The organism is Nonomuraea sp. NPDC003804, from assembly GCF_040610675.1.
GTDB lineage: Bacteria > Actinomycetota > Actinomycetes > Streptosporangiales > Streptosporangiaceae > Nonomuraea.
In genome coordinates this window covers 322,381-348,359 of record NZ_JBEXMT010000002.1, presented here as the reverse complement: position 1 = coordinate 348,359, position 25,979 = coordinate 322,381, and the positions used below count along the sequence as shown (strand labels likewise).

At 70.5% G+C, this 25,979-nt stretch carries 23 protein-coding genes; 7 read left to right on the top strand and 16 right to left on the bottom strand.

The features are described from left to right. Positions 1-3 precede the first annotated feature (3 nt). Genes ABZX22_RS03850 through ABZX22_RS03825 form a run of 6 tightly spaced genes read right to left on the bottom strand, consistent with a single transcriptional unit; the run spans position 4 to position 6,504 of the window. Positions 4-1,230: an alpha-L-fucosidase gene (locus ABZX22_RS03850; RefSeq protein WP_354905846.1), complete on the bottom strand. Its 1,227-nt coding sequence runs from the start codon at positions 1,228-1,230 to the stop codon at positions 4-6. A gap of 57 nt (positions 1,231-1,287) precedes the next feature. Further along, positions 1,288-1,524, bottom strand: a complete 237-nt coding sequence (locus tag ABZX22_RS03845) for a hypothetical protein (RefSeq protein WP_354905845.1) — start codon at positions 1,522-1,524, stop codon at positions 1,288-1,290. Further along, complete coding sequence (locus tag ABZX22_RS03840; RefSeq protein ID WP_354905843.1) at positions 1,521-2,903, bottom strand: M1 family metallopeptidase; 1,383 nt, start codon at positions 2,901-2,903, stop codon at positions 1,521-1,523. Before ABZX22_RS03840 ends, ABZX22_RS03845 begins: the two co-directional genes overlap by 4 nt. Before the next feature lie 31 nt (positions 2,904-2,934). After that, positions 2,935-4,602, bottom strand: a complete 1,668-nt coding sequence (locus ABZX22_RS03835) for a hypothetical protein (protein ID WP_354905842.1) — start codon at positions 4,600-4,602, stop codon at positions 2,935-2,937. A gap of 29 nt (positions 4,603-4,631) precedes the next feature. Beyond that, positions 4,632-5,519 (bottom strand): carbohydrate ABC transporter permease, encoded by an 888-nt coding sequence (locus ABZX22_RS03830; RefSeq protein ID WP_354905841.1) that lies wholly within the window; start codon positions 5,517-5,519, stop codon positions 4,632-4,634. Beyond that, positions 5,506-6,504, bottom strand: a complete 999-nt coding sequence (locus tag ABZX22_RS03825) for an ABC transporter permease subunit (RefSeq protein WP_354905840.1) — start codon at positions 6,502-6,504, stop codon at positions 5,506-5,508. Before ABZX22_RS03825 ends, ABZX22_RS03830 begins: the two co-directional genes overlap by 14 nt. 162 nt (positions 6,505-6,666) lie before the next feature. Between ABZX22_RS03825 and ABZX22_RS03820 the strand changes: the two genes are divergently transcribed. From ABZX22_RS03820 to ABZX22_RS03800, 5 genes are all read left to right on the top strand, one after another. After that, the gene (locus ABZX22_RS03820) at positions 6,667-7,677 is read left to right on the top strand and encodes a hydroxyacid dehydrogenase (RefSeq protein ID WP_354905981.1); all 1,011 of its coding nucleotides are present in this window, start codon (positions 6,667-6,669) and stop codon (positions 7,675-7,677) included. A 34-nt stretch (positions 7,678-7,711) separates the two neighbouring features. Continuing rightward, positions 7,712-8,758, top strand: coding sequence for a LacI family DNA-binding transcriptional regulator (locus ABZX22_RS03815; protein ID WP_354905980.1), 1,047 nt, complete (start codon positions 7,712-7,714; stop codon positions 8,756-8,758). Positions 8,759-8,844: 86 nt separating this feature from the next. Then, positions 8,845-10,161: a M60 family metallopeptidase gene (locus tag ABZX22_RS03810; protein ID WP_354905838.1), complete on the top strand. Its 1,317-nt coding sequence runs from the start codon at positions 8,845-8,847 to the stop codon at positions 10,159-10,161. Between the two features lie 13 nt (positions 10,162-10,174). Then, a complete protein-coding gene (locus ABZX22_RS03805; RefSeq protein WP_354905837.1) occupies positions 10,175-12,850 on the top strand; it encodes a polysaccharide lyase family 8 super-sandwich domain-containing protein in 2,676 nt (891 codons plus the stop codon). Next, a complete protein-coding gene (locus ABZX22_RS03800) occupies positions 12,847-15,309 on the top strand; it encodes a DUF2264 domain-containing protein (protein WP_354905835.1) in 2,463 nt (820 codons plus the stop codon). The genes ABZX22_RS03805 and ABZX22_RS03800 overlap by 4 nt, the downstream gene beginning before the upstream one ends. A 326-nt stretch (positions 15,310-15,635) precedes the next feature. On the opposite strand, the gene ABZX22_RS03795 is transcribed toward ABZX22_RS03800, so the two are convergent. The 3 genes from ABZX22_RS03795 to ABZX22_RS03785 form a co-directional block, all read right to left on the bottom strand. After that, a complete protein-coding gene (locus ABZX22_RS03795) occupies positions 15,636-16,190 on the bottom strand; it encodes a histidine phosphatase family protein (protein WP_354905834.1) in 555 nt (184 codons plus the stop codon). Positions 16,191-16,470: 280 nt separating this feature from the next. After that, complete coding sequence (locus ABZX22_RS03790) at positions 16,471-17,028, bottom strand: DNA-3-methyladenine glycosylase I (protein WP_354905832.1); 558 nt, start codon at positions 17,026-17,028, stop codon at positions 16,471-16,473. After that, a complete protein-coding gene (locus ABZX22_RS03785) occupies positions 17,025-18,152 on the bottom strand; it encodes a hypothetical protein (protein WP_354905830.1) in 1,128 nt (375 codons plus the stop codon). Before ABZX22_RS03785 ends, ABZX22_RS03790 begins: the two co-directional genes overlap by 4 nt. A gap of 28 nt (positions 18,153-18,180) precedes the next feature. Here ABZX22_RS03785 and ABZX22_RS03780 point away from each other — a divergent pair, with 28 nt between their 5' ends. Further along, on the top strand, positions 18,181-18,462 hold the full coding sequence (locus ABZX22_RS03780; protein WP_354905829.1) for a hypothetical protein: 282 nt from the start codon (positions 18,181-18,183) through the stop codon (positions 18,460-18,462). Between the two features lie 959 nt (positions 18,463-19,421). On the opposite strand, the gene ABZX22_RS03775 is transcribed toward ABZX22_RS03780, so the two are convergent. The 4 genes from ABZX22_RS03775 to ABZX22_RS03760 all read right to left on the bottom strand — a co-directional run bounded on the left by ABZX22_RS03775 (position 19,422) and on the right by ABZX22_RS03760 (position 22,940). Next, positions 19,422-20,009 carry a TIGR00730 family Rossman fold protein gene (locus ABZX22_RS03775; protein WP_354905827.1) on the bottom strand — a complete coding sequence of 196 codons (588 nt, stop codon included), beginning with the start codon at positions 20,007-20,009 and terminating at the stop codon, positions 19,422-19,424. 11 nt (positions 20,010-20,020) lie between these two features. Further along, positions 20,021-20,815, bottom strand: coding sequence for a TIGR00730 family Rossman fold protein (locus ABZX22_RS03770; protein ID WP_354905826.1), 795 nt, complete (start codon positions 20,813-20,815; stop codon positions 20,021-20,023). A gap of 159 nt (positions 20,816-20,974) precedes the next feature. Continuing rightward, complete coding sequence (gene dapE, locus ABZX22_RS03765) at positions 20,975-22,036, bottom strand: succinyl-diaminopimelate desuccinylase (protein WP_354905825.1); 1,062 nt, start codon at positions 22,034-22,036, stop codon at positions 20,975-20,977. Between the two features lie 70 nt (positions 22,037-22,106). After that, a complete protein-coding gene (locus ABZX22_RS03760) occupies positions 22,107-22,940 on the bottom strand; it encodes a 2,3,4,5-tetrahydropyridine-2,6-dicarboxylate N-succinyltransferase (RefSeq protein ID WP_354905824.1) in 834 nt (277 codons plus the stop codon). A 37-nt stretch (positions 22,941-22,977) separates the two neighbouring features. Between ABZX22_RS03760 and ABZX22_RS03755 the strand changes: the two genes are divergently transcribed. After that, on the top strand, positions 22,978-23,778 hold the full coding sequence (locus tag ABZX22_RS03755) for a hypothetical protein (protein WP_354905822.1): 801 nt from the start codon (positions 22,978-22,980) through the stop codon (positions 23,776-23,778). 69 nt (positions 23,779-23,847) lie between these two features. Here ABZX22_RS03755 and ABZX22_RS03750 read toward each other — a convergent pair whose 3' ends face one another. Genes ABZX22_RS03750 through fdxA form a run of 3 tightly spaced genes read right to left on the bottom strand, consistent with a single transcriptional unit; the run spans position 23,848 to position 25,889 of the window. Beyond that, complete coding sequence (locus tag ABZX22_RS03750; protein WP_354905821.1) at positions 23,848-24,477, bottom strand: DUF4178 domain-containing protein; 630 nt, start codon at positions 24,475-24,477, stop codon at positions 23,848-23,850. Positions 24,478-24,488: 11 nt separating this feature from the next. Continuing rightward, entirely contained in the window at positions 24,489-25,559 is a 1,071-nt protein-coding gene (dapC, locus tag ABZX22_RS03745; protein WP_354905820.1) for a succinyldiaminopimelate transaminase, read from the bottom strand. 3 nt (positions 25,560-25,562) lie between these two features. Next, entirely contained in the window at positions 25,563-25,889 is a 327-nt protein-coding gene (gene fdxA, locus ABZX22_RS03740) for a ferredoxin (protein ID WP_354905819.1), read from the bottom strand. Positions 25,890-25,979: the final 90 nt, after the last annotated feature.

The following is a 25,979-nucleotide window of genomic DNA, read 5'->3' as shown; positions in this document are numbered from 1 at the left end:
CGGTCAGAGGAAGAGCTCGATCACGGGGACGGTCACGTCGGGCCTGGTCACGGGCAGCTGCAGGGTGAGGGTGTCCTCGGGCACGCCGCGCAGGTAGGCGTGGCCAGGCTCGTGCGGATCGACGCGGAGCACGCGCACCTCGGAGGCGTCGTGCAGGAACTGCGCGTACTTCACCCTGCCGGCCAGGCCGTCCAGGTGCACGTACTTCATCGGCCAGTTCAGCAGGTGCAGGTAGAGCCGGTCGCCGCGCTGGGTGTAGCGGCAGTCCTGCGGCGGGGTGAAGGCCGCGGCGCCCGCGCCGTGGACGGCCCTGCCGTGCAGCCTGGTCCACCTGCCGATCGCGCGCAGCCGCTCGACCGCGCGCGGCTCGAACTCGCCGCGCGCGTTCGGGCCCACGTTCAGCAGCATGTTGCCGCCCTTGGAGACGGTGTCGACGAGCATGCTCAGCAGCAGCTCGGGCGACTTCCAGTCGAGGTTGTCGCGGTCGTAGCCCCAGCTGCCGTTGAGCGTCTGGCACGCCTCCCACGGCACGTGGCCGGGCACTCCGCCGGGCGGCATGACCTGCTCGGGGGTCATGAAGTCGCCGCTGCCCAGGTCGAGCCGGTTGTTGATCATGATGTCCGGCTGGAGCTCGCGGACCATCGCCTCCAGCTCGGCCGAGCGCCACTCGTCCCTGCCCTTGGCGCCCATGCCGCGTCCCGGGTAGCTGAAGTCAAACCACATGGTGTCGATCCGCCCGTAGCCGGTGAGCAGCTCGCGGACCTGCCCGTGCAGGTAGTCGGCATATTTCCGGATATCGCGGTTGGGGTCTTCGCCGAGGTCACGCTGCGGGTGATACAGGTCGACGGGGAACTCCGGATGGTGCCAGTCGATCAGCGAGTGGTAGAGCCCGACGCGCATCCCCCTGGCCCGGAAGGCGTCGAGCATCGGCCGCAGCAGGTCCCTGCCGTACGGCGTGGCCGTGGCCTTGTAGTCGGTGAGCGCGGAGTCCCACAGGCAGAACCCGTCGTGGTGCTTGGTCGTGACGACCAGGTAGCGCATGCCCGCGTTCCACGCCTCCTCCGCCCAGACCTCGGGGTCGTACAGGTCGGGGTCGAAGTGGTCGAAGTAACGCCGGTAGTGCGCGTCGTCCAGCTTCTCGTAGGACTTCACCCACTCGTGGCGGGCCGCGGCGGCGTAGATGCCCCAGTGGACGAAGAGGCCGAACCGCGCCTCGGTGAACCAGCTCATCTGCTCTCCAAGCGGGGAAGGGGTACGGCCGCGCCGTACCCCTTCCGGGTGCGTTGATTACGGGTGGACCGAAACTCCGGAGAGCCCGATCCTGCCAGTGCCCGCGCGCTGGACGCGGACGTAGCGGGCATCGGCCGCGATCTCCACCAGCGAGGGACGGAGCACCTTGCCCGGCAGGCTCACCCGCTTCGCGTCCGACAGGTCGGCCGCGTTGGCGGCGACCGCCGTGCCGTCGGTGGAGGACTGGGCGGCGGGCCCGCCGCGGGCCAGGTCGGGGGTGAGCAGGCGTCTCATGGGATCTCCAGCGGGGGGTTGTTCTCGCCGAAGAGCCAGGCGCGCAGGAACGCGTCCAGGCCGGGGCGGTGGGTCGTCTTCACGGCGTGCGTGATGAAGTCCTCGGTGGAGGCGTTGCCGTCCTTGTTGCGCTGGACCCAGCGGCGCATGACACGGTCGAAGTCGCGCTCGCCGATCTCCTGGCGGAGCGCGTAGAGGACCAGCGCGCCGCCGTCGTAGATGTTGTAGCCGCCGAGGCCCTTGGGCCTGCCGGGCGGGCCGTCCTTGGCGCGGACCTCGTCGAGCTTGCCGTACACCGTCCGCATCTTGTCGGCGAGCGGCTGCCCGCCCTGCTCCTCGGCCCACACGGCGGCGTAGAAGACGGCCGGGCCCTCGTTCAGCCAGGCGTCCTGCCAGGTGGCGGGCGTGACCGAGTCGCCGAACCACTGGTGCACCAGTTCGTGGACCATGGTGTTGGAGTACGTCGGCCTGGTGAACCAGCCGGTGCCGAACAGGGACAGGGTCTGGTTCTCCAGCGCGTCGGTGTAGCCGGGGTAGATGTGCACGCCGTAGGTCGAGAAGGGGAAGCGGCCGAACCTGGCCTCGGCCCACTCGAGCTGCCCGGCCGTCTCGGCGGCGATCGGGGCGTAGGTGCCCTCCTGCCCCTGCGGGACGACGTGGCGCAGGGGCAGGCCGTGGGGGCCGGTGCCGTACAGGTAGGTGCCCTTGACCACGGCGAGCCCGAGCAGCTCGGGCGGCATCGGCTCGCGCTCCTCGAACCGCCAGACGTCGCCCTCCTTCGCGGCGAGTTCGCCGTTGGCGGTGGCGACGTAGCCGTCGGGGACCTTGACGCGGAAGGTCCAGGTGGCCTTGTCGGAGGGGTGGTCGTTGACGGGGAAGAAGGTGTCGGCCCTGCTGGCCTGCGCGGCGGCGGCGAACCCGCCGTCGGGGCCGAACCGCCACCCGGTGAGGCCGGAGCGCGGGGCCTTGCCGTTGCCGTGCAGGGTCAGCGTCGCCGTGAAGGGGCGATGCTCCTTCACGGGCTCGGCGGGGGTGACGGTCAGTTCCTGACCCGTACGGCCCTGGGCGAGCGCCCACGTCGCTGGCCGGCCGTCGACGGTGACGGAGTCGATGACGTGGCCGTCGGTGTCCAGGTTGAAGGACGACAGGTCCTGGACGGCGGTGGCGCTGATCGTCACCGTGGCGGTGAAGTCGTAGGTGACCGGGGTGAAGTCGAAGGAGACGTCGTAGTGGCGGACGTCGTAGCCGCCGTTGCCGAGATCGGGGAAGAGCGGGTCGCCCAGGCCCGGCGAACCGGGGGCGGGGGTGGCGGCGGCGGGTGGGGCGAGGGCGCCCGCCGCCAGGGCGGCGAGGGCCAGGGTGGCGATGGTTCGCTTCATGGGGGGTGTCACACCTGTCGTCGGGGACGGCTCAGCTGGTGCCGCCGCTCTTCTGGATGACGCTCTCGAACTCGGCGCGGATCTTGTCGCCGCCCTGTGCCTTCCAGTCCTTGATGAGCTGGTCGAGGTCGGACAGCGGGGCGCGGCCCGCGATGATCGAGGTGAGCCGGTCGGTGCGCATGGTCGACAGCGCCTCGAACCGGTTCTCGCTGGTCGGCGAGAACAGGCCCGTGGTCGGGTCCTCGACACCGACGGCGATCATCTTGGCCAGCGCGTCGTGGGTGAGCTTGACGGCCTCGACGGAGGAGGCGTCGAAGACCGGCTGGGTCGGCGCCCCGAGATACTTCCACGGCACCGTCGTGTCCTTGGCGCCCTGCTCGGTGAGGACCGGGTTGCCCTTGTCGTCGCGGGTGTGGTCGGTGCCCTCGACGCCGTACTGGATGAGGGTGTACTCCTCGCTGCCGAAGGGGGCGGCGAAGAAGTCGGCGACGCGCAGGACCTCCTTCACCTTGGTGGCGTCGGCCTTCTTCACGAAGTTGACGGCGAAGACGATGTTGTTGAGGAAGGCCGCGGTCGTGCTCCCGATCGGGAGCAGCGGCCGGGGATCGGCCTTCGGGTCGATCTTCTTCTGGGTCTGCAGGTAGCCGGCGGGCCCAAGGAAGGCGGGCATGCCGTCGTAGGTCAGCGCGGCGCGTCCGGCGTTGAACTCGTTCTTGCGCTTGAGCGAGTCGAAGCCCTCGGAGCCCGGGTAGATGACGCCCGCTTCGCGCAGCTTGCGGGTGTACTCGACGGCGGCGCGGTACTCCTCGGTCTCGAACCCGGCCACCAGCTTGCCGCTCGGCTCCAGGCGCCAGCCGTTGGGCGCGCCGAACAGCTGGGCGAAGATGGACAGGCCGAACAGGCCACCGGTGGCCGTGACCAGGCCCCAGCGCTTCTCCTTGGGGTTGGTCACCGCCTTGAGCAGCTCGGCCAGCCGTTCGGTGTCGCCGATCTGGGCCAGGTCGGTCACGCCCGCGGCGGCGAAGAGGTCGGCCCGGTAGAAGCCGAGCCCGCCGACCATGTTGCGCGGGATCGGGATGCCGTACAGCTTGCCGGCCACGATGCCCTGCTTCCAGAACACCTCAGGGATGGCCGCCAGGTTCGGGTACTCCTTGACGGCGTCGCCGCTGAGGAACGGCGTCAGGTCGCTGCACTGGCTGGCCACGAAGGCGGGCAGGTTGTTGACGCCCTGCGTGGACACGTACGGGAACAGGTCGGGCAGGTTGCCGCCGGCGACCATGGTGTTGAACTTGGTCGGCCAGTCGGCCTCCGGCACGATCATCAGCTCGGCCCGGCCGCCGAGCCGCTTCTCGATCTCCTGCCACGCGGCGTTCTGCTCGCGGGGCGGCGGCGGCGGCAGGAAGGTCTTCGACGCCATCGTCACCGTGCCGCCCGACATCGGCGGCCTGGCCACCGCCTTGAACAGCTCCTTCGGGTAGGTGAAGTAGCCCTCGGGCACGCCCGCGGGGGTGCCGGGCAGGTCCGGCCGTGCCGCGCCGGGAAGCGGCACGTATGTCGGCAGCTTGATGGTCAGGCCCTGCGCCTTGGTCGCGGGGGCGGGGCCGGCGGCGCCGCCGCAGGCGGCCAGCAGCGGGGAGAGAGCGGCGCCCGCGGTCGCGGTCGCGCCGAGGCGGAGGAGTCCGCGCCTGGACAGGTTCATGGTCTTCCTTCGGGGGTGGGGGGGCGGGCTCAGCCCTTGATGGCGCCGGTGAGCACGCCCTTGGTGAAGTAGCGCTGCAGGAAGGGATAGACGAGCAGGATCGGGACGATGGCCACGACGAGCACGGCCATCTGGATCGCCTGCACGGGGGCCGGGGCCTCGGTGCCCACGGCGCTCTCCAGCGTCCTGCCCTGCAGGATGAAGGTGCGCAGGATGTTCGGCAGCGGATGGCGCTCGGAGTCGTCGATGTAGAGCAGGGCGTTGAAGAAGTTGTTCCAGTAGGCGACGGCGTAGAACAGCGACACCACCGCGATCACCGCCTTCGACAGCGGGAGCACGATACGCGCGAGGATCCGCAGGTCGCCGGCGCCGTCCATGCGGGCGCTCTCCAGCAGCTCGCCCGGCAGGTTCATGAAGAAGGAGCGCAGCACCACCAGGTTGAACGCGCTGACCAGGCTGGGCAGGACGAGCGCGCCGAAGCTGTTGAGCAGGCCGAGCTGGTTGACGAGCAGGAAGTTGGCGATGATGCCGGGGTTGAAAAGCATGGTGAACAGCGCGACCATCAGGATCCACTTCGATCCGGTGACCTCGCGGCGGCTCAGGCCGTAGGCCATGCAGACCGTGACCGTGACGCCGGCCAGCGTGCCGATGCTCGTGACCAGCACGCTGACGAGCAGCGCGCGGGTGACCGTGCCGCCGTCGAAGACCGCCCGGTAGGCGTCGAGCTGTGGCGAGGTGGGCAGCAGGACGAACCCGCCACTTCTGGCGATCTCCGACTCCGAGGACAGGCTGGTGCCGAGGACGCCGACGAAGGGGTAGATCACCAGCAGCGTGATCGCGGTGATGACGATCGCCTTGAGGCCCGCGCCGAGCCTGGACGGCTTCTCCATCCACGCGGGACGGTCACCTGCCCGCATTGCGGTACACCCCCTCGTGGCCCAGCAGGTGCGCCACCTTGTTCGCGCCGAGGACGAGGACCGCGCCGACGACGGCCTTCACCAGGCCGACGGCCGCCGCGGGGCCCCACTGGCCGTCCTGGACGCCGTTGAAGTAGACGAAGGTGTCGAGCACCTCCCCTGACTCGGGCCCGACCGCGTCACGCTGGAGCAGGATCTGCTCGAAGCCGACCGACAGGATGCTGCCGAGGTTGAGGATGAGCAGCAGGATGACGATCGGGGTGATCCCGGGCAGCGTGACGTGCCAGAGCCTGCGCCAGCGGCCGGCCCCGTCCATCGCCGCCGCCTCGTACAGCTCGGAGGGGATGGACAGCAGCGCGGCCAGGAAGATGATCGTGCCCCAGCCGCAGTCCTTCCAGATGACCTGCAGGGTGACCAGCAGCGGGAAGGCGTCGGGGTCGGTCATCATGTCGTAGCGCGGCAGGCCGGCGCTCTCCAGCACGTCGGGGAGCACGCCGGCGCCGCCGACGACCTGCTGGAAGATCGAGACGATGATCACCCAGCCGATGAAGTGCGGCAGGTAGACCACGCTCTGCACGAACCTGCGCAGCTTCTCGCTGACGACGCTGTTGAGCAGCAGCGCCAGCGCGATCGGCGCGGGGAAGAAGAGCACCAGCTGGGTGAGCGTGATGCGCAGCGTGTTGCCCACCGCGTCCCAGAACCGGGGGTCGCCCAGCATGGTCGCGAAGTTCTGCAGCCCGACCCACTGGCTGTCCAGGAAGCCGATGTACGGCTGGTAGTCCTGGAAGGCCGCCACGTAGCCGAAGAGCGGGACGTAGTGGAAGACCAGGAAGTACAGCAGGCCGGGCAGGGTGAGGGCGAGCATGACCCGGTCCCGCCAGAGGCGTTTCCTGAGCGGTAGGCGCTGGGGCGTGACCGCGGGGGATTCGGCCCCGGTACGGCGGCGTGCCGTACCGGGGCCGACGGCTTCGAGGGGAGTCGTCATGCGTGGTCCTTCCAGTTGGCGTGACCGTAGTAAGCGCTTTCCTCATTCGTCAAGGGCTTCTTGACGGTTTCCCAGGAAGGGCCTAGCGTGCGGCGCACGTTCTCCATAGAACGCGCTTACTATGGCCTTGGGTCTTCAACCGCGGGGAGTGATGTGACGGTCATGGAGGTGCGGCTCAGACCGCGCACGGTTCTGGCCATGGCGCCGGGTGTGCGCGAGGAGGTCTTCGCCAAGGGCGCCCTCGACCGGCTCGCCGAGCTGGCCGACCTTCACGACGACGTCCTGCACGACCTGTCGACCGGCGCCGCGCGGCGCGCGCTGGCCGGCGCCGAGGTGCTGGTCACCGGGTGGGGATGCCCGCCGCTCGGGTCCGAGCTGCTGGAGCGGGCGCCCGGGCTGCGGTTCATCGCCCACGCGGCCGGCACGGTGAAGACCTTCCTCGACCCCGCGGTGCTGGCCCGCGGCGTGCGCGTGTCGAGCGCGGCCGAGGCCAACGCCGTACCGGTGGCCGAGTTCACCTACGCCGCCATCGTCTTCGGCGCGAAACGCGCTTTCACCCTGGCGCACCGGTATCGGGAGCACGGCACCAAACGCGACTTCAGCGGCATTCCGTGGCTGGGCGCGCGGCGCATCACGGTCGGCGTCGTGGGACTGTCGCGGATCGGGCGGCGGGTCGTCGAGCTGCTGCGCGGCCTGGAGGCCGAGATCCTGGTCTACGACCCGTACGCCGACCCCGCCGAGGTGGCGGGCCTGGGCGCGGTCCCGGTCGACCTCGACACGCTGGCGCGCCGCTCGCACGTGGTGAGCCTGCACGCGCCGAGCACCCCCGAGACCCACCGGATGCTCGACCGCCCCCTGCTGGCCAGGCTCATGGACGGCGCGGTCGTGGTCAACACCGCCAGAGGCACGCTCATCGACACCGAGGCCCTGCTCGAAGAGGTCGCGAGCGGCCGGCTGGACGCGATACTTGATGTCAGCGACCCCGAGCCGCTGCCCGCCGGGCACCCGCTGTTCGGGCTGCCGAACGTCTTCCTCACCCCGCACCTGGCGGGCGCGCAGGGCAACGAGCTCGGCAGACTGGCCGACTCCACGGTCGAGGAGGTGGCCAGGTACTGCGCGGGGCAGCCGCTGCTGCACGAGATCCATCTCGACGCGCTCGACCGGATGGCATGATCTTCACACGGGCAAGGAGGAGCCGGTGACCGAGATGAGCTCGGCGACCATCGCCGACGTCGCCAGACGGGCCGGCGTCTCCAGCGCGACGGTCTCCAGGGTGATCAACCGCAACTACCCCGTCGCCACGTCGACGAGGGAACGGGTCGAGGCGGCCATCGCCGAGCTGGGCTACGTCGTCAACGCCCACGCCAGGGCGCTGGCCGGAGCCACCAACAGGACCGTCGGCATCATCATCAACGACGTGGTCGACCCGTTCTACGCCTACATCGCCAGGGGCGTCGAGCGCGAGGCGACCAGGCACGGCCGGCTGTGCATGGTGTGCTGCACGGAGGGGAGCCACCAGCAGGAGCTGGCCCTCATCGACCTGCTGCACGAGCAGCGCGCCGACGCGGTGATCCTGGTCGGCGGGGCGCACGAGGACCGCGCCTACGCCGCCGAGGTCGGCCGCAGGGCCCGCGCGCTGCACGCCGCCGGCTCGACACTGGTGCTGTGCGGGCGGCCCTCGCTGGGCGACGACGTGCCGACCAAGGTCGTGGAGTACGACAACGAGGGCGGCGCGTTCGCGATCACCGACTACCTCATCACGCAGGGGCATCGCCGGATCCTGTTCCTCGGCGGGCCGTCCTCGCTGTCCACGACGATCGCCCGCCTGGCGGGACACCGCCGGGCGCTGGAGATGCGCGGGCTGCCGCAGGCCAAGGAGCTGGTGCACACCGGGTCGTTCAGCCGCAGGTTCGGCTACGACAGGATCAGGGAGCTGCTGGCCGAGCGGCTCGACTTCACCGCGGTCTTCGCGGCCAACGACACGGTCGCGGCCGGTGTCATGCAGGCGCTGGAGCTGGCGGGCGTCTCCGTGCCCGGCGAGATCTCCGTCGTGGGCTACGACGACGTGCCGGTGGCCCAGGAGCTGCGCCCGCAGCTGACGACCGTGCGCATCCCGCTGGAGGAGATGGGCCGCCAGGCGGTACGGCTGGCGCTGGGCGTGGCGGGCGAGGGCGACTACCTGGCGCCCGTGCAGACCACCACGCGGGTGGGGACCACGGTCGTCGTGCGCGACTCGGTAGCAAGCGCTTACTGAGCACGGCCGGGCTACCCTGCATAGAAACTCATAGAAAGATTCCGTTGGTCTTGACGCGCTATAGAAAGCGCTTACATGCTGCCGTCATGACCACCACCCCCCTTTCCCGCCGTGGCTTCCTCGGCGCGGCCACCGTCGGCGCCGTCCTGCTCGGCTCGTCCCCCGCGCGCGCGGCCACCGCGTCCGCCCGCCGTACCGTGGTGCTGCGGGCCAGGCCCGGCGCGGAGAGCGAGCGGCTGCGGCTCCAGCAGGCCCTCGGCACCACGAACTTCCACCACACCGGCCTCCACCTGCCCGCCGCCGGCACGCTCACCGTCGAGGTCGAGGCGAAGGACGGCCTGCTGCCCACGCTCCACGTCGGCGCCCCCGACACCCACGCCGACGTCACCTACAAGAACCCACGCGCCTACCCGCTCACCGCGGGCGCCAACACCGTCACCGACCCCGGTGGCGGCATGATCTACCTGTCGCTCGTCGGCGCCGCGAGCGACGACGACAGGAAGGCCAAGGTCAAGTTCGTCAGCGGCGCGAGGCCCGTCCCGACCTTCGTGATGGGGGAGACGACCGAATCGGCCTTCCAGGCGCAGCTCGACACGCTGACCACGGCGCCGCAGGTCGAGCTGGTCTCGCCGTACGGGATCGTCACCGTGACCAGGGACGGCATGCTGGCCTGGCGCGACCAGGACCACCACGCGCTGCTCTCCCTGCTCGAGACGATCATCTCCTCCCACGCGGCCATCTCGGGCATCGACCGGCAGGAGCGCAGCACGCTGCCGTTCCACCTGGTGGAGGCGCCGCGCATGCCCACCGGCGCGGGCGCCTACGCCACCCACGGCTGGACCGCCTACCCGCGCACCTACCTGGACCGGCTGCTCACCGTGGACGGGCTGCGCACCCGGGGGTGGGGCGTCTACCACGAGCTCGGGCACCAGCACCAGCAGATGGCCTACAAGCCGACCGACCTCACCGAGGTCACGGTCAACATCTACTCGCTGGCGGCGCAGCGGACACTCGGGCAGCCGTCGAACCTCACCAAGCCGGACGCGAAGACCGGGCTCACGCCGTACCAGAGCGCGCTGCCGAAGCTGCCCAGCTCGGGATACGTGAAGGGGTTCGGCGCCTTCGAGAAGCTGGTGCCGTTCCGGCAGCTGGAGCTGGCGTTCGGGGACGACTTCTGGCCCCGGCTGCACCGGCTGGTCCGCGACGAACAGCCGCCGTCGGAGTGGACGGAGACGGACAGGCGGTGGGGATACCTGGCGCTCTACACCTCTCGGACGGCGGGGCGGGACCTGCGCGGGTTCTGGGAGCGGTGGGGGGCGCCGGTGACGGCGGAGTACCTGGCACGGGTGGCGGCACTCGGACTGCCCGCACCCGACGTGGACCCGAGCACGCTGGCCGAGTAGGAGCCCGACACCGATGCGCCCCTCTCCCTCCACCCCGAACCCCGAACCCCACCAGACCTCTCCGAACGCCGCACCCGACTCACCCTCCGAGCCCCACCAGACCCCCTCCTTGAACGCCGCGCCCGACACCCCCTCCCCCGCCCCCGAGCCCCACCCGGCACCCTCCCCGAACGCCGCGCCCGACTTCTCCTCCCCCACGTCGACCGACGCCCGCGACGCGCTCCTTCGGGCCGCACCGCCGGATCCGGTGCAGGCCCTTCACCGGCGCGGGTTCCTCGGGCTCGCCGGTGGCCTGGCCGCGTTCCTCCTCCCCGACGGTCCGTTGTCCACAGCCACCCCGGCCGGCCCCACCTTTTCCACAGAACCCCGCTCGGCCCCCACCCCCACCACCCCGACCAGCCAGACTTCCGGCGTGACCGAGTTCGCCACCCTCCGCGCCAAGGCCACCGCGATGCTCACCGGCGCCCCCTTCGACCCCGCCGACCCGGCCTTCGCGGCCCCTCTCGCACGGCTCGACGCCTCGGCCACGACCCTGCGCGACACCCTCGACCGCTCACCCGAGCGCACCTCCCTCTGGCCCGATCTCCCCCTCAGAGGCGCCTCCGGCGACATCTCCAGCAGTCACCAGCGCCTGCGCACGCTGGCCACCGCCTGGGCCACCCCCGGCTCGAAGCTCCACGGCGACACCACGCTCGCGACGGAGCTCCTCAGCGCCCTCGACTTCCTCTACGCCCGCGCCTACAACGAGACCAAGAAGGAAGTCGGCAACTGGTGGCACTGGGAGATCGGCGCCGCCCGATCCCTGATCGACACCTGCCTGCTGATGTACGACGTCATCAGCCCCGACCAGCGCGCCGCCTGGATCCGGGCGGTGGACCGCTTCTGTCCCAACCCGGACCGCCGAACCAACCTCACCAACTTCTCCGAGACCGGCGCCAACCGGGCCGACAAGGCACTGATCGTCGCCCTGCGCGGAATCGTCGGCGACGACGCCGCCAAGATCGCCCTGGCCCGCGACGGGCTGTCCGACGTGCGCGACGCCGGGCGCAACACCCTGTTCGGCTACGTCACCGCACGCGACGGCTTCTACGCCGACGGCTCGTTCATCCAGCACGACACCGTCGCCTACACCGGCTCCTACGGCGTCGTGCTGCTCCAGTCGGTGAGCGCGGTGCTCGGTCTGCTGGGCGGTTCGAGCTGGGAGGTCACCGACCCCAAACGGGCGGTGATCCTCGACGCCGTGGAGCGGACGTTCGCGCCGTGGATCCACGACGGCCTGATGATGGACAGCGTCAGAGGTCGCGCGGTGTCACGCGGCGCCTACCGCGACCACGACGCCGGGCGTGACACGGTCGACGCCGTGCTCCAGCTCGCGACCGGCGCGCCCGAGCCCTACGCGAGCAGGTTCCGGGCGCTGGCCAAGGGCTGGGCGAGCAGGGGCAGGTTCATGGAGCGCGCGGGCATCGCGGCGACGGCCAGGGCGCGTGCCGTACTCGCCGACGCCGCTGTCACCGCCGCGCCCAGACCGGTCGGACATCACGTCTTCGCCGACATGGATCGGGTCGTGCACCGCCGTCCCTCCTGGTCGTTCGCCCTCAGCCTCGACTCCAGGCGGATCGCCGGCTACGAGTGCGGCAACGGGGAGAACTACCGCGCCTGGTACCAGGGCGACGGCGTCACCTACCTTTACACCGACCTCGACCACTACAGCGCCGACTACTGGCCGACCGTCGACTCCTACCGGCTGCCGGGCACCACGGTCGACACGCGGCCCCGCGACCCGGCCGTCTCCGTCAGCGGCACCGGCACCTTCCGCCCGGCGAACGCGTGGGCGGGCGGCGCCGTCCTCGGCGGGTACGGCGTGGCGAGCCTCGAACTCATGGCCATGGGCACCACGCTCACGGCCAGGAAGACCTGGGTCTGCCTCGACGACGCGGTCGTCTGCCTGGGAGCGGGCATCACCAGCACCGACGGCAGGACGATCGAGACCGTCGTCGACAACCGCGGCACCTCCGGGCCGCTGATCGTCGACGGCATGCCCCGGAAGGATGGCGAAAGCTCGTCCACCGCCTCGTGGGCACACCTCGAGGGCGTGGGCGGTTACGTCTTCCCTGGTGGCGCACGGCTGCGCACGCACCGCGAGGTGCGTACCGACACCTGGCGGGCGATCAACGACGGCGCCGACACGGGTGGCACGCCAGGGCCGGTGTCCAGGGAGTACGTCACGCTCTGGTTCGACCACGGCGCCAACCCGTCGGGCGCGGGCTACGCCTACCTGCTGCTCCCCAACGCGACCGCCGCGCAGACCGCCGCCCACTCCGGCGTCGAGATCCTCGCCAACACCGCGCAGGTCCAGGCGATCGCCGCCAAGCAGGGCGACGCCCGGCTGTTCGCCGCCACCTTCTGGTCGGCGGGCGAAGCGAGCGGAGTCACCGCCTCGGCGCCCTGCGCCGTCCTCGTACGGCGCGCGGGCGACCGGGTGTCCCTGGCGGTCTCCGACCCCGGCCGCACGGTCGGCACCGTCACGCTCACCCTCGACCACCCCGCCCACGGCGTGGTCGGCAGCGACGACACCGTGACCGTGCGACCGGGTAAGAACCCCACGATCACCGTCAACCTGGCCGGATCGCGCGGTCACATCCACACGGCCGAGCTCACCGTCGGCCGCCATCGAGAAGGCTGGGCATGATCCCTCCCTACCTGTCCCTGCCGCCCACCGACCGGCTGCTCTCGCCGCGTACCGGCTGGACGCGCGCCCATTGGGAGGCGCTGACCGACCACCTGCTCGACTCGGTCGTGCCGTACGCGTCTCCTGGGTTCGCCCAGTACCGGCTCCCGGGACGCGCCAGCTGGTCGGGCCGGGCACTCGACGGTCTGGAGGGATTCGCCCGCACGTTCCTCGCCGCCGCGTTCCGCATCGCGGGCGCGCGCGGCCAGGTACATCCCGCGCTGATCGAGCGCTACGCGACCGGCCTCGCCAACGGCACCGACCCCGCCAGCGGCGAGGCGTGGCCCGAGCTGACCGACTGCTCCCAGCAGATGGTCGAGGCGGCCTCCATCGCCGTCGGGCTGCACGAGTCGAGGCCATGGCTGTGGGACCGGCTCCCTTCCGAGGTGCGGGAACGGGTCGTCGCCTGGCTGAGCGGCTTCCTCGGCAAGCGGACCTGGGACAACAACTGGATGCTGTTCCAGACCGTGAGCGAGGAGTTCGTGAAGTCGGTCGGCGGGCCTTACGCGCAGGACGAGATCGACAGAGGCCTCGACCGGATCGAGGAGTGGTACGTCGGCGACGGCTGGTACACCGACGGCGGCACCCGCAACTTCGACTACTACGGAGGCTGGGCGCTCCACCTCTACCCGCTGCTGTGGACGCGCATGTCCGGTGACGCCGACCGCGCCAAGCTCTACGGTGCCCGCCTGACGGAGTTCCTCACGACCTACCAGCACTTCTTCGGCGCGGACGGCGCGCCGATCCACCAGGGCCGCTCGCTCTGCTACCGATTCGCCTCACTCGCCCCGGTCTGGCTCGGCGCCCTCGTCGAGGCGACACCTCTCGCTCCCGGCCAGACGAGGAAGCTGGCCTCGTCCGTCGCCCGCCACTTCGCCGAACGCGGTGTCCCCGACCGCCGGGGCCTGCTTTCCCTGGGCTGGTACGACACCTTCCTGCCCACCACGCAGGCGTACTCGGGGCCGGCTTCGCCGTACTGGGCGTCCAAGGGCCTGCTCGGCCTGCTGCTCCCGCCCGAGCATCCGGTGTGGACCGCCCGCGAACAGATGCTCCCCATCGACGAGCACGATGTCACCGTGGCCATCCCCGCCACCGGCCTGCTCCTCCACGGCACCCGCCACGACGGCATCGTCCGTCTGGTCAACCATGGCAGCGACCACGGCGCGCCACCCGACGACCCCCACTACGCCAAGCTCGCCTACTCCACCCGCACCGCCCCCGAAGCCGCCGAACACGCCTGGACCCGGAACGTCGACAACCACCTCGCCCTCGTCTCCCCTGACGGCCTGCCCTCCGCGCGCGGCGCGATCCATCCGCTGACCTGCGAGGGACGCACCGCTTCCTCCTACACGGCAACCCCGGACGGCACCCGCATCACCACGACCTCCGTCGTCCGCGGCCCCTGGGAAGTCCGCATCCACGAGATCGCCACCCCCCAGCCACTCACCCCCACACCTGACCCAGCGGACCTAACCCCCCGCCCCCTGCTCCAGCCAACAACCAGAACCAGAGCCACAACCACAACCACAACCACGCTGACACAACCGCCCACAGGCACCCTCCACCTCACCACCCCCTCGCCGCCCCAAGCCGGAGCACCATCCCAACCCCACGCAACCCCACGCCCTGCCACCGAGCCAGCCACACACTCAGCCACGCCCCAGTTGGACTCGACGACCCGCCTCGACACCGAGCCAGCCACACCCCGAACCGACCCCCCGACCTGCCCGACATGCCCCACCAAGGAGCCGGCCACACCCCGAACAGGCTCGACCGCCGGCTCCACCACTGAGCCGAGTGCACCCCAACCCGCCGAGACCACCGAGCCGGGTTCAGCCCAAACCACCCGGCATGCCGCCACCCCGACCTCATCCAGAGAAGGACCCTCCACGGCAGCGCACACCCCTGGCCCCGGTGACGCGGAATCCCCGCCGCCCCTCGCCCGATCTCCCCACACCGACGAGCGCTCCCCCATCGCCACCCAGACCAGTGACAGGCCTGCCGGACCGGCGGTACGAGAAGGCGGCTACGCCGTGTCCGACACCTCACCCCCCGACATCGCCACCGGTCCAGGGTGGGCGCTGGCCCGCCGTACGGACGGGCTCACCTCCGCGATCATCGGCCTGTACGGCTGGCAACAAGCCGACGTGTCCCGTGACGTGGAGTCGAACGCCTTCGGCCCCCACTCGGCTGTCCCCTGCCTGCACGCCGACACGCCGGGCCTGCACGTCTCGCTCGTCGTGTTGTCAGGCGACACCGTCCACCCGTCCGCGCTCCGCGAGGCGATCACGGTCGACGTGTCACCCCACGCGGTCACCGTCGCCTTCCCCGACGGCGACCGCCAGACGCACCCCCTGACCACCCCACCGACGCACCTGGCCCACTCCCCACACGCCGAACTACCAGCCATGCCCTCATGAACCCGGAAGCCCGCCCCCGACTCCCGTGCCCACCCACCCGCACACCACGTCCCCAGAAGATCGATGTCCTCGACCGCGCGACACCATGCACGCCACCCACACGGGCACCAACGAAAACCCGACCCGCCCGAACGCCATGCTCGACCCCCGGTACTACCACCGAACGTCCGGCACAACCGCCGAACGCCCGGCACAGCCAACGAACCGTCCAGCACGACCGCCGAACCTCCGGGACAACCAGCGAACGTCCAGCACAACCGCCGAACGCCCAGCACGACCACCGAACCTCCGGCACAACCACAAACCTCCGGCACGACCGACTGTTGTCAGTCCTGGAGATGTCCGACCGAGGCGATGTCCACCACGTGCCCATCCAGCGTGGTGATCGCGCACGGCGGCACTCCGTCCACCAGCATGCGGGCGGGGACTGATGCGTCGCCCACCAGCGTGCGCAGGAGATCGACGGTGATGCCGCCATGAGTGCAGACGACGATCGCGGACGACTCGTGTGCGTGATCAGCGAGGAAGGCTTGAAAGCGCTCGGCAGCCCGGTACGACGAGTCGCCGCTGAGAGGAACGAAGTCGCGATGTCGTACTGCTGTCGCCCAATCGGCCAGGAAGTCCTCGAGAGATTGCGTACCGTCCCAGTTCATCCGTTCGCGCAGTCGGGCATCCTCTCGCACGGGGACACCGACCGCCGACGCGATGATGTCGGCGGTCTCGCGGGCCCGCCGCATCGGGCTGCTGAACACGGCGCTCGGATCAACGGTCTGCAACCAACGAGCGGCTCGATGCGCTTGGCTGCGCCCGATCCCGGTCAGACCCGGGTCACCGGCGCGTTGCTCCTTCTCGCCATGCTGAACCACGTAGAAGATCGCCATATTGCCGCAGGATGTCCCATGGTGGCCCATCGCCGCACGCCAATATCGCGGCGCACGGAACCGGGTCGGTCACATGAGAGGGGATTCACACGACCTCTCCAGACGCAGGGGCCGAGCCGCTCACTTGTCGTAGCCGTTCGGCCGCTGTGGACGGCCAAGCACCTTGGCAGCGTCAAGGAAGCCAGACGGCCATGTCGAGTTGATAGTCAGCGAATGACGCACGATGCGGGCGGCCGAGTAGGAGGAGAGAAACATCCTTCGCGACCAAAGCGCGAGTCGATCAGCCAGCGCGAAGGCGCACGATGCAGTCCGCGATGTGGTCGTTCACCAGGCCGATGGCCTGCATGAGCGCGTACGCGGTGGTCGGCCCCACGAACCGGAAACCGTACCCCTTCAGCTCCTTGGCGAGCGCCTTCGACCCGGGCGTGATCGCAGGAACGTCAGCCATCGAGCTGGGAACAGGAGAATCAGGATCAGCATGCCGCCAGACCAGCTCGGACAACCCTCCGGGCACCTCGAGCGCGGCCCGGGCGTTGGCGATGGTGGCCTGGATCTTCGCCCGGTTGCGGATGATGCCCTCGTCGGCGAGCAGCCGGTCGACGTCCGCCTCGGTGTAGGTCGCGACCTTCTCGATGGAGAAGTCGTCGAACGCCTTTCGGAAGTTCTCCCGCTTGCGCAGAATCGTCAGCCACGACAAGCCCGACTGGAACGCCTCCAGGCTCACCCGCTCGAACACCCGGTCATCGCCGTGAACAGGGCGACCCCACTCGTCGTCGTGGTAGGCGATGTAGAGCGGGGTCGTCATGCCGGTCCACTCGCACCGAATGACCTCGCTCACGAACGGCCCTTCTTCTCGCGGCCGATCGAGGCACGCTGCCCGCTGCGGCCGTCGCGGCTCCCGGACGCGCGCTCCGGCCCGGCATGGGAGGAACCCACCACAGGCGAACCGATGTCGCCCCACGAGCGGCTGACCTTCTCGGCGCTCGCCGCATCGCCGTCCTCGCGTTCGGCGTCCGGAGCCGCGTCACCGTCGTCACCGGAGTCGTGCTCACCGGCCAGGGCATCGGCACCCGCCCCGCTGCGGCGGCTGGGCAGAGAATCCTGGTGCGCGGCGGGACGGGCAGGCGAGCCGGCGTCCCCATCCGATCCGACGACCGGCGACGCGCCGTTGTCGCCCTCGTGCTCTTCAGGGGAAGAGACCGCTTCGCTGTCCCGCCACACGCCGGTGGAAGCCATGCCTGCGTCGCGCTCATACTCCCCGAGAGAAGACGCGGGCTCCCCCAAGCGAGAGACGTGGTCGCCATCGCCGGGCGAAGAGAAGCCCGCGTCATCGCTGTGCGCGGCGGAGGAGGACGCCACACCAGAGTCGCCGGCAGCGCCGACCCCGAGGTCGCTGGCCGCGTTGGGCACCGCAGTGCCGGGCGCGAGGTCACGATCGCCAGCTGCCGGGGCGTCCTCGTCATCCCCGTGCGCGAAGGTGTTGGCGAGGGCCGCATCGCCCTTGTCATCCTGATGTGCGGTCGCGAGGGATGCGTCGTCTTCGTCGGTACGGCCGCCGGGCCTGGCCTCGTCGTCGTCAGGCAGCGCGACGGAGGGCGCGGTGGGGCGGTGGTCGGTGCGTGGCGCGGCACCGGGGCTCGCGTAAGCCTCCTGGCGCGCCTGCAGCCGGCTGGCCAGCAGCTCCGACACGCGCTGCTCCAGCACGGCGATGCGGGTGTCGCGGGCCCTGATCGCGTTGGCGGCTCTGCGCAGGCTCTCGTCGACGCTTTGCGTGTGGTAGCCGACCAGGTTCACCGGAAGCTGCAACGCCATGAAATCGACGGCCGTGAGCTGCCCAGCCTCGGGAAGGCCGAGCGGCGGGACATCCGGCGGGAACTCTCCCAGCTCACCGCCCTTGCCAAGGGAGACCACGACGACGCAGGCGAGGATCGCCAGCGCGGCGATGGCGAGTACGACCAGCACATTGGAATCGTACTCGTACGATCGAGACATGAGGCCTGTAGTGCTGACGCCAGGCGCGCCCGAAGAGTCCGGGTGGACGCCCGCCGACACCCCCGACGAGGTGCGGCAGCTCGTGCGGAACGGGGGCACGGCGCTGGTCAGGCTGCCGCGGCAGCTCGACGCCGCCCTCGCCGCCGCGGCCGTCTTCCGATGGGCCGGCGCGGGCGTGTTCGTGACGGAGCACGCCGACCAGGTACGGCTCGCGCTGGACATGACCGACTCCCTCGCAGGCACCCGCGCCCCCGCAGTGACCCGCCGCGGCCTGGCCTGATCGCCCGCCGCGCCTCGACGAGGTGTGCTGTCGCCGGTACGCGAAGGCGTGCGGGAGGCGCTTGGCACGTGGAACCCCGTGGGCGCGGGCACTCTTCCGAGGGTTTGCCGGAAGCCCGAGCGGTGTGCTTCACCCCAGGGGGAGGCAGCCTGGGACACGTGTGGGTTCATCCCCAGGGAACGGTGCGATCCCAGTCCCAGGGGAAGGCGTGCGTTGAGGCCCGGGAATCGGTGTGAGAAGGGTTTCCCGCCGGGCGTGTCGTGATTGAGCGGCCCAGGGGACCATGCGCGTCATGACCGACCCCAGGGGGCCACGCGCGTCATGACCGACCCCAGGGGGCCACGCGCGTCATGACCGACCCCAAGGGGCCACGCGCGTCATGAGGGACCCCCGGGGCCACGCGTGTCGTGAGCGACCCCAGGGGGCCATGCGCGTCATGACCGACCCCAGGGGGCCACGCGCGTCGTGACCGACTCAAGGGATCTGACGTGTCGTGAGCGATCCGAGGGGCAGGAAGCGCAGGCGCCACCCACCCCACGGCCAACGCCGAGCCCCTTGGGATGGGCCGGCCCGCGGGTCCCGTGGACGCCCGCAGGCCGTACCGAACATGGCGGCGTGCCGTAGGAGGTACCGAGCGCGGCGGCGTGCCATGGGTCGGAAACCCGCAGACCGCCCAGCGCGGGGCAGCGTGCCGTGGGCACCGAGCGCGGCGGCGTGCCGTTGCTAGGAAACCCGCAGACCGCCCCCAGCACGGGGCAGCGTGCTGTAGGAGGCGCCGAGCGCGGCGTCGTGCCGTAGGGACGCCCGCAGACCGCATTCAGCGCGGCCGCCTGCCATAGGCACCGAGCGCGCGGCGGCCTGCCGTTGGGCGGGAGCCCGCAGGCCGCACCGAGCGTGGCGGCGTGCCGTGGGAAGCCCGCGCCCATCATCGGGACCCCGCGCCCACGCGCGGGAAGCCGCTACCCGCCGGTCGACTCGCCCAGTTCCTCCACGCTGGGTTCCATCGGCTGTCCCGGCGACTCCAGGAGGTTCAACGCCTCCTCCACCGACGTGGTCCACGTGATCGCGTCGAAGACGTTCGCGCGCGTGAACCCTTCGTCGTACATGTGCTTCACCAGCGCCCGCAGCGGCTCGTACAGCCCCCACGGGTCGAGGATCACCAGCGGCTTGGTGTGGACGCCGAGCACGCGCGCCGTCCAGATCTCGAACAGCTCCTCCAGCGTCCCGATGCCCCCGGGGAGCACCAGGAACGCGTCGGAGCGGGCGTCCATGACGCCCTTGCGTTCGCGCATGTCGGCGGTGATGACCAGTTCGTCCGACTCGGTGTCGGCGACTTCGATGTCGACCAGCACCTGGGGGATCACGCCGATGGTGCGGCCACCGGCGGCTCTGGCTGCGCTGGTCACCGCGCCCATGCAGGAGACCGTGGCCCCGCCGCTCACCAGGGTGTGACCCCTGAGGGCGATTTCGGTGCCGACCTCGGTGGCGAGGTCCACGTACTTGGGGTCGATCTTCTGACTGGATGCACAGAAAACGCAGATGTTCACGGAAACGGAGTCTATTGAGGCTCTGTCCGGTGGCTCGCGACGGCCTCCAACTCCTCGGTGCTGAGGCGGCTGCGGTTGTGCTCGGACTCGACGATGATGTTCACCGCCTCGTCGACGTCGTCGGTGAGGTGGATCAGGTCGAGGTCGGGAGCGGAGATCTTGCCGGTCGACAGCAGCGTTCCCTTGATCCAGTCGAGGAGGCCGCTCCAGTACTCGGTGCCCACGAGCACCACGGGGAACGAGGTGACCTTGTGCGTCTGCACCAGGGTGAGCGCCTCGAAGAGTTCGTCGAGCGTGCCGAACCCGCCGGGCAGCGTGATGAACCCGCACGAGTACTTCACGAACATCGTCTTGCGCACGAAGAAGTAGCGGAATTCGATGCCGAGGTCGACGTAGTCGTTCATGCGCTGCTCGAAGGGGAGCTCGATGCCGAGGCCGACGGAGATGCCGCCCGCCTCGGACGCGCCCTTGTTGGCCGCCTCCATGGCGCCGGGCCCGCCGCCGGTGATGACGGCGTATCCAGCCTTGGCCAGCTTGCTCCCCAGTTCGACGCCCAGCTGGTACTCGGGGGAGTCGACGGTGGTGCGCGCCGAGCCGAACACGGTGACCGCGGTGGGGAGTTCGGCCAGCTGGCCGAAGCCCTCGACGAACTCGGCCTGGATGCGCAGCACCCGCCACGGATCCATGTGAACCCAGTCGGTGGGCCCTTGGCGATCGAGAAGGCGCTGGTCATAGGTGGATTCAGGAACGAGCTGGCCGCGGACGACCGCAAGACCCTGACGACGTTCGGGACGTGTCCGTTTCATACGGAGCACGCTAGCGCGCCCGGTTAAAAAATCTTGAAAAAAGGAGGGAACCGGATTTCGAAGCCGCTGCGTCTAACTGCCGAGGGTGCTGCTCGGGACTGAAAGTGGCTTTCCCCGCCAAATGGCCGGCGAGGAAAGCCACTTTCACGTTGTAGGGGGTTACGCGCCCGGGGAGAGCCAGTTCAGCATCGCGGTCTCGCTGGCCCTGATCTGGCTGAGCGAGGCGTATTCACCCTGCTGGTGGGCGAGGTTGGGGTCGCCGGGTCCGTAGTTGACGGCGGGGACGCCGAGGGCGGAGAAGCGGGCGACGTCGGTCCAGCCCAGCTTGGCGCGGGGTGTGCCGCCGACGGCGGAGACGAACGCGGCGGCCACGGGGTGGGTGAGCCCGGGGCGGGCGGCGGGGGCGCCGTCGGTGATGGCCACCTCGAACCGGTCGAACACCTCCCGCACGTGCTCCTCGGCCTGCGCCAGCGACAGGTCGGGCGCGAAGCGGAAGTTGACGGTGACCACGGCCTGGTCGGGGATGACGTTGCCGGCCACGCCGCCGCGCACCGACACCGCATTGAGCCCTTCGTGGTACTGCAGGCCGTCGACCACGGGCTGCCTGGCCTCGTAGGTGGTGAGCCTGGCCAGGATCGGCTCGAGGGCGTGGATGGCGTTGACGCCGAGCCATGACCTGGCGCTGTGGGCGCGCCTGCCTCGCGTGGTGATGTCCGCGCGGAGCGTGCCCTGGCAGCCGCCCTCGATCACGCCGTCGGTCGGCTCCATGAGGACGGCGAAGTCGGCGGCCAGCCAGTCGGCGTGGTCGCGGCTGACCCTGGTCAGGCCGTTGCGCTCGGCCTCGACCTCCTCGCAGTCGTAGAAGACGTAGGTGACGTCGCGGTTGGGGGCGGGAAGGAGGGCGGCGAGCTTGAGCGCGACGGCGACGCCCGCCTTCATGTCGGAGGTGCCGCACCCGTAGAGGAGGTCGCCCTCGATCCTGCTGGGCAGGTTGCCCGCCGTGGGGACGGTGTCGAGGTGTCCGGCGATGAGCACCCGCTCGGGGCGGCCGAGGTTGGTGCGGGCGACGACGGTCTCGCCGGACCTGTCGACGGTGAGGTGCGGGAGCCGTCTGAGCGCCTCCTCGACCGCGTCGGCGAGCACCTTCTCGTTGCCGCTGACCGATTCGATGTCCACGATGGTGGCGGTCAGCGCGCCTACGTCCTGCGTCAAGTCCAGCATGGCACCCAACCCTAACCTCGGGCGTACGGCCGGCCACAGGCCGGACCGGCAGGCACGGGGGCCGCCGGGGTCAGGCGTTGACGCCGTGCTCCCTCAGCACGTCGTTCAGCGCCGCCTTGTCGTGCCGCTGGCCGGGCTCGAGCCGCTTGAGCACCAGCACGCACGGCAATCCGAACGTCCCCCCGGCGAACTCCTTCGGCCGCGTGCCGCCCACCGCCACGCACCAGTCGGGGATCCGCCCGCGCCCGAGCTCTTCCCCCGTCTCCACGTCGATGACCGGCATCGAGGCGGACAGGATCGTTCCAGCCCCGACGACCGCCCCGCGTCCCACGCGCGCTCCTTCGACCAGCATCGCCCTGCTGCCGATCAGCGCGTCGTCCTCCACGACGACGGGCACCGCGTTGGGCGGTTCGAGGACGCCGCCGATGCCCACCCCGCCGGACAGGTGGACGTTCTCCCCGATCTGCGCGCAGGAGCCCACGGTGGCCCAGGTGTCGACCATGGTGCCGCCGCCGACGTACGCCCCGATGTTGGTGAACGACGGCATGAGCACCACGCCGGGCGCGAGGTAGGAACCCCATCTGGCGATCGCGCCCGGCACCACCCTGACCCCGTCGAACGTGGTCTTCAACGGCAGCCTGTCGTGGTGCTGGAAGTCGCCCACCTGTGACCTGGCCATGCCGAGCACCTTGAAGCTGAGCAGGATGGCCCGCTTGGCCCGTTCGTCGACCACCACCTCACCGTCGGCGGAGATCGTGGCCACCCGCGCCTTGCCGGTGTCGAGCTGGTCGATCGCGCCGACGACGACGCCTCTGGCGGCCGCGTCGGAAGGAGAGAGCGCCTCCCGGTGGGCCCACAGCTCGTCGATGGCCGCCGGCAGCGGACTCGCATGGCTCTTGCTCATGGCCACGGAGCTTATCCGTCCGGGTAGGTTTCTCAGCGTGCGGCATAGCTTCTCCCGAGCCGTCCTGACCATCGCGATCATCGTCGTCGCGCTCGCGGTCGCCATCGCCGTGGGCGTCTTCGTGCTGCTCAGGAAGGCCGATCCGCTGGCCGAGGACATCGAGAGCTGCGTGGTGCGCACCCCGAAGGGCGAGCTGGAGCTCGACATCGAGCAGGCGCGCATCGCCGCCACGATCGCGGCGGTGGCCGAGCGCAGGCGCCTGCCGGAGCAGGCCGTCGTCATCGCGTACGCCACGGCGATCCAGGAGTCGAAGCTCTACAACCTCTCGTACGGCGACCGCGACTCGGTGGGTGTCTTCCAGCAGCGGCCCTCGCAGGGCTGGGGCAGGAAGAAACAGATCATGGACCCGGTCTACGCGACCAACCGCTTCTTCGCCGCGCTGGTGAAGGTGAAGGACTACCGGAAGCTGCCCGTCGCGGAGGCCGCGCAGGCCGTCCAGCGCTCCGCCGCCGGGTACGCCTACGGGCCGCACGAGACGAGCGCGCGCATCCTGGCGGCGGCGTTCACCGGCAGGGTGCCGCGGGCCGTCCACTGCACCTATCCGAAGACGGCGACGCCCGCGCCTTCGCGGCCGGGAGAGGCGAGGCGGGAGCTGACCAGGGCGCTCGGCGCCGTGAGCGTGCCGACGTCGAGGCGCGGGTGGCTGATCGCCGCGTGGTCGGTCGCCCACGCCCAGGAGTACGGCCTGCGCAGCGTCGGCTTCGACGGGATCGTCTGGTCGTCGGAGGGCTGGAAGGCCGGCGGCACGGCGGGAAGGCGCGACGTCGAACTGACCTGAGCCAGACGGCCGACGACGCAGACCGCGCCCGGCGGCACGGCGGAAGGCGCGACGTCGAGCTGGGCTGGGTCAGGCGGCGCGGCTGACGATGGTGATCGAGCCCGGCGGCAGCGGCTGCGCGTAGCTGGCGGTCCAGCCCTGGCCCTGCACCCGCTCGAACGACAGCAACCGCCCGTCGGCGGCCCGGTAGTCGGCGAAGTCGAGCAGGCCGCGCTCGGGCCGCCCGGTCTCGCCCTCCGACCGGAAGGCCGCGGTGCCCCTGTCGACGGGGTGGAACTCCACCCCTTCCATGATCAGCATGGTCTTGGCCGGGATCATGCCCTGCGTGGGCACGTCCGTCCAGAGCAGGACCTCCAGGTGCGGCGGATCGGTGGAGACGAGGCCGTGCCGTACCTGGACCGACAGCCACACCGGCCGCCGGGAGCCGTCGTCGAGCAGATACTCGGTCCACTGCTGGCCCTGGCACGACACGTGGACGGCGCCACGCACCTGGGCGGGCTTGCCGTGGGTCTCGATCTTGTCGCCGACCCTGATCGTGCGCGGGTCGTCGTAGTCGGAGCCGACCGTGCCCTGCCCGGAGGAAGGAAGGGGGGACGCCGCGCCCGCGGCTGGGCGGCCCTTGCGCATGGTGGTGAGCAAGGCGCCCAGCAGGAGGACGATGGTGACGACGCTCAGCCCGATGACGACCATGGAGGTCATGCCGCGGGATCCTACTGGAGGCGACGCACCGCCGCACTGATGCGTTCGTCGGTGGCCGTCACGGCGATCCGGATGTGGCTGCCACCAGCGGTTCCGTAGAAATCCCCGGGTGCGACCAAAATGCCGGTTTCGGAGAGGCGGCGCACCTGATCCCAGCAGTCGGTGCCGTCGGAGGCCCACAGGTAGAGCCCAGCCGTGGAGTGGTCGACGCGCCAGCCGGCCTTCTCCAGCACCGGGCGGAGCAGCCGCCGCCTGGCGGAGTAGCGCTCGCGCTGCTTGTCGGCATGGGCGTCGTCGCCGAGCGCGACCGTCATCGCGGCCTGGACCGGCTCCGGCATGATCATGCCCGCGTGCTTGCGGATCTCCAGCAGCCTGGCGACCAGCGCGGGATCGCCCGCGACGAACCCGGCACGGTATCCGGCCAGGTTGGAGCGCTTGGACAGCGAGTGGACGGCCAGCAACCCCTCGTGGGAGCCGCCGCACACGTCCGGGTGGAGGATGGAGATCGGCTCCTCTTCCCAGCCGAGCTCGATGTAGCACTCGTCGGAGGCGACGATCGCGCCCCGCTCACGCGCCCAGGAGACCACCTTGCGCAGGTGTTCGGCGGGCAGCACCTTGCCCGTGGGGTTGGAGGGCGAGTTGACCCAGATCAGGTCGACGTCGGCGGGACCGAGGGCCAGCAGCCCGTCGGCGGCGATCGGCGTGGCCCCCGCGATGCGGGCGCCCACGTCGTAGGTGGGATAGGCCAGCTCGGGGATGACGACCCGCCGGGCGCCGAGCAGCGTCGGCAGCCAGGCCACGAACTCCTTCGAGCCGATGAGCGGCAGCACGGCACGCTCGTCGAGCGTGACGCCGTGCCTGCGGCGCAACCAGCCCGCCGCCGCGGCGCGCACCTCGCGCGTGCCGTACGTCAGCGGGTAGCCGGGGCTGTCGGCGGCCCCGGCCAGCGCGTCCTGCACGATCTGCGGCACGGGATCGACCGGAGTGCCGACCGACAGGTCGACGATGCCGTCGGGGTGCGCCTGCGCGCGCTCCTTGTAGGGCGCCAGCCGGTCCCACGGGAAGTCCGGCAGATTGTGCACCTGTCAGTGCTCCTCGGCCTGCGGCGGCAGTGCGGCGACGACGGGGTGGTCCTTGTCGATCTTGCCGACCTTCGAGGCGCCGCCCGGCGAGCCCAGGTCCTCGAAGAAGTCCACGTTGGCCTTGTAGAAGTCCTTCCACTGCTCGGGAAGGTCGTCTTCGTAGAAGATCGCCTCTACGGGGCAGACAGGCTCGCAAGCGCCGCAGTCCACGCACTCGTCGGGGTGGATGTAAAGCATGCGCTCGCCCTCGTAGATGCAATCGACGGGGCACTCCTCGATGCACGCCTTGTCCAGAACGTCCACGCAAGGCTGCGCGATGACGTACGTCACGTCGAGCTCCTTCTTAGACCGCGGTTTCTACGCCCTAGTATTGCCGGGTCAGCCAAGTGTCGGGAACGGAGGGTGGCAAACTCATGGCCG

What these genes read in the sequence shown, in the direction of transcription:
- ABZX22_RS03750 (WP_354905821.1), bottom strand. Translation starts at nt 24,477, where the DNA reads ATGACCTCCATGGTCGTCATCGGGCTGAGCGTCGTCACCATCGTCCTC.
- ABZX22_RS03795 (WP_354905834.1), bottom strand. Translation starts at nt 16,190, where the DNA reads ATGGCGATCTTCTACGTGGTTCAGCATGGCGAGAAGGAGCAACGCGCC.
- ABZX22_RS03830 (WP_354905841.1), bottom strand. Translation starts at nt 5,519, where the DNA reads ATGCGGGCAGGTGACCGTCCCGCGTGGATGGAGAAGCCGTCCAGGCTC.
- dapE (WP_354905825.1), bottom strand. Translation starts at nt 22,036, where the DNA reads ATGCTGGACTTGACGCAGGACGTAGGCGCGCTGACCGCCACCATCGTG.
- ABZX22_RS03850 (WP_354905846.1), bottom strand. Translation starts at nt 1,230, where the DNA reads ATGAGCTGGTTCACCGAGGCGCGGTTCGGCCTCTTCGTCCACTGGGGC.
- ABZX22_RS03800 (WP_354905835.1), top strand. Translation starts at nt 12,847, where the DNA reads ATGATCCCTCCCTACCTGTCCCTGCCGCCCACCGACCGGCTGCTCTCG.
- ABZX22_RS03835 (WP_354905842.1), bottom strand. Translation starts at nt 4,602, where the DNA reads ATGAACCTGTCCAGGCGCGGACTCCTCCGCCTCGGCGCGACCGCGACC.
- ABZX22_RS03820 (WP_354905981.1), top strand. Translation starts at nt 6,667, where the DNA reads ATGGAGGTGCGGCTCAGACCGCGCACGGTTCTGGCCATGGCGCCGGGT.
- ABZX22_RS03770 (WP_354905826.1), bottom strand. Translation starts at nt 20,815, where the DNA reads ATGAAACGGACACGTCCCGAACGTCGTCAGGGTCTTGCGGTCGTCCGC.
- ABZX22_RS03815 (WP_354905980.1), top strand. Translation starts at nt 7,712, where the DNA reads ATGAGCTCGGCGACCATCGCCGACGTCGCCAGACGGGCCGGCGTCTCC.
- ABZX22_RS03760 (WP_354905824.1), bottom strand. Translation starts at nt 22,940, where the DNA reads ATGAGCAAGAGCCATGCGAGTCCGCTGCCGGCGGCCATCGACGAGCTG.
- ABZX22_RS03840 (WP_354905843.1), bottom strand. Translation starts at nt 2,903, where the DNA reads ATGAAGCGAACCATCGCCACCCTGGCCCTCGCCGCCCTGGCGGCGGGC.
- ABZX22_RS03810 (WP_354905838.1), top strand. Translation starts at nt 8,845, where the DNA reads ATGACCACCACCCCCCTTTCCCGCCGTGGCTTCCTCGGCGCGGCCACC.
- ABZX22_RS03825 (WP_354905840.1), bottom strand. Translation starts at nt 6,504, where the DNA reads ATGACGACTCCCCTCGAAGCCGTCGGCCCCGGTACGGCACGCCGCCGT.
- ABZX22_RS03845 (WP_354905845.1), bottom strand. Translation starts at nt 1,524, where the DNA reads ATGAGACGCCTGCTCACCCCCGACCTGGCCCGCGGCGGGCCCGCCGCC.
- ABZX22_RS03780 (WP_354905829.1), top strand. Translation starts at nt 18,181, where the DNA reads ATGAGGCCTGTAGTGCTGACGCCAGGCGCGCCCGAAGAGTCCGGGTGG.
- ABZX22_RS03805 (WP_354905837.1), top strand. Translation starts at nt 10,175, where the DNA reads ATGCGCCCCTCTCCCTCCACCCCGAACCCCGAACCCCACCAGACCTCT.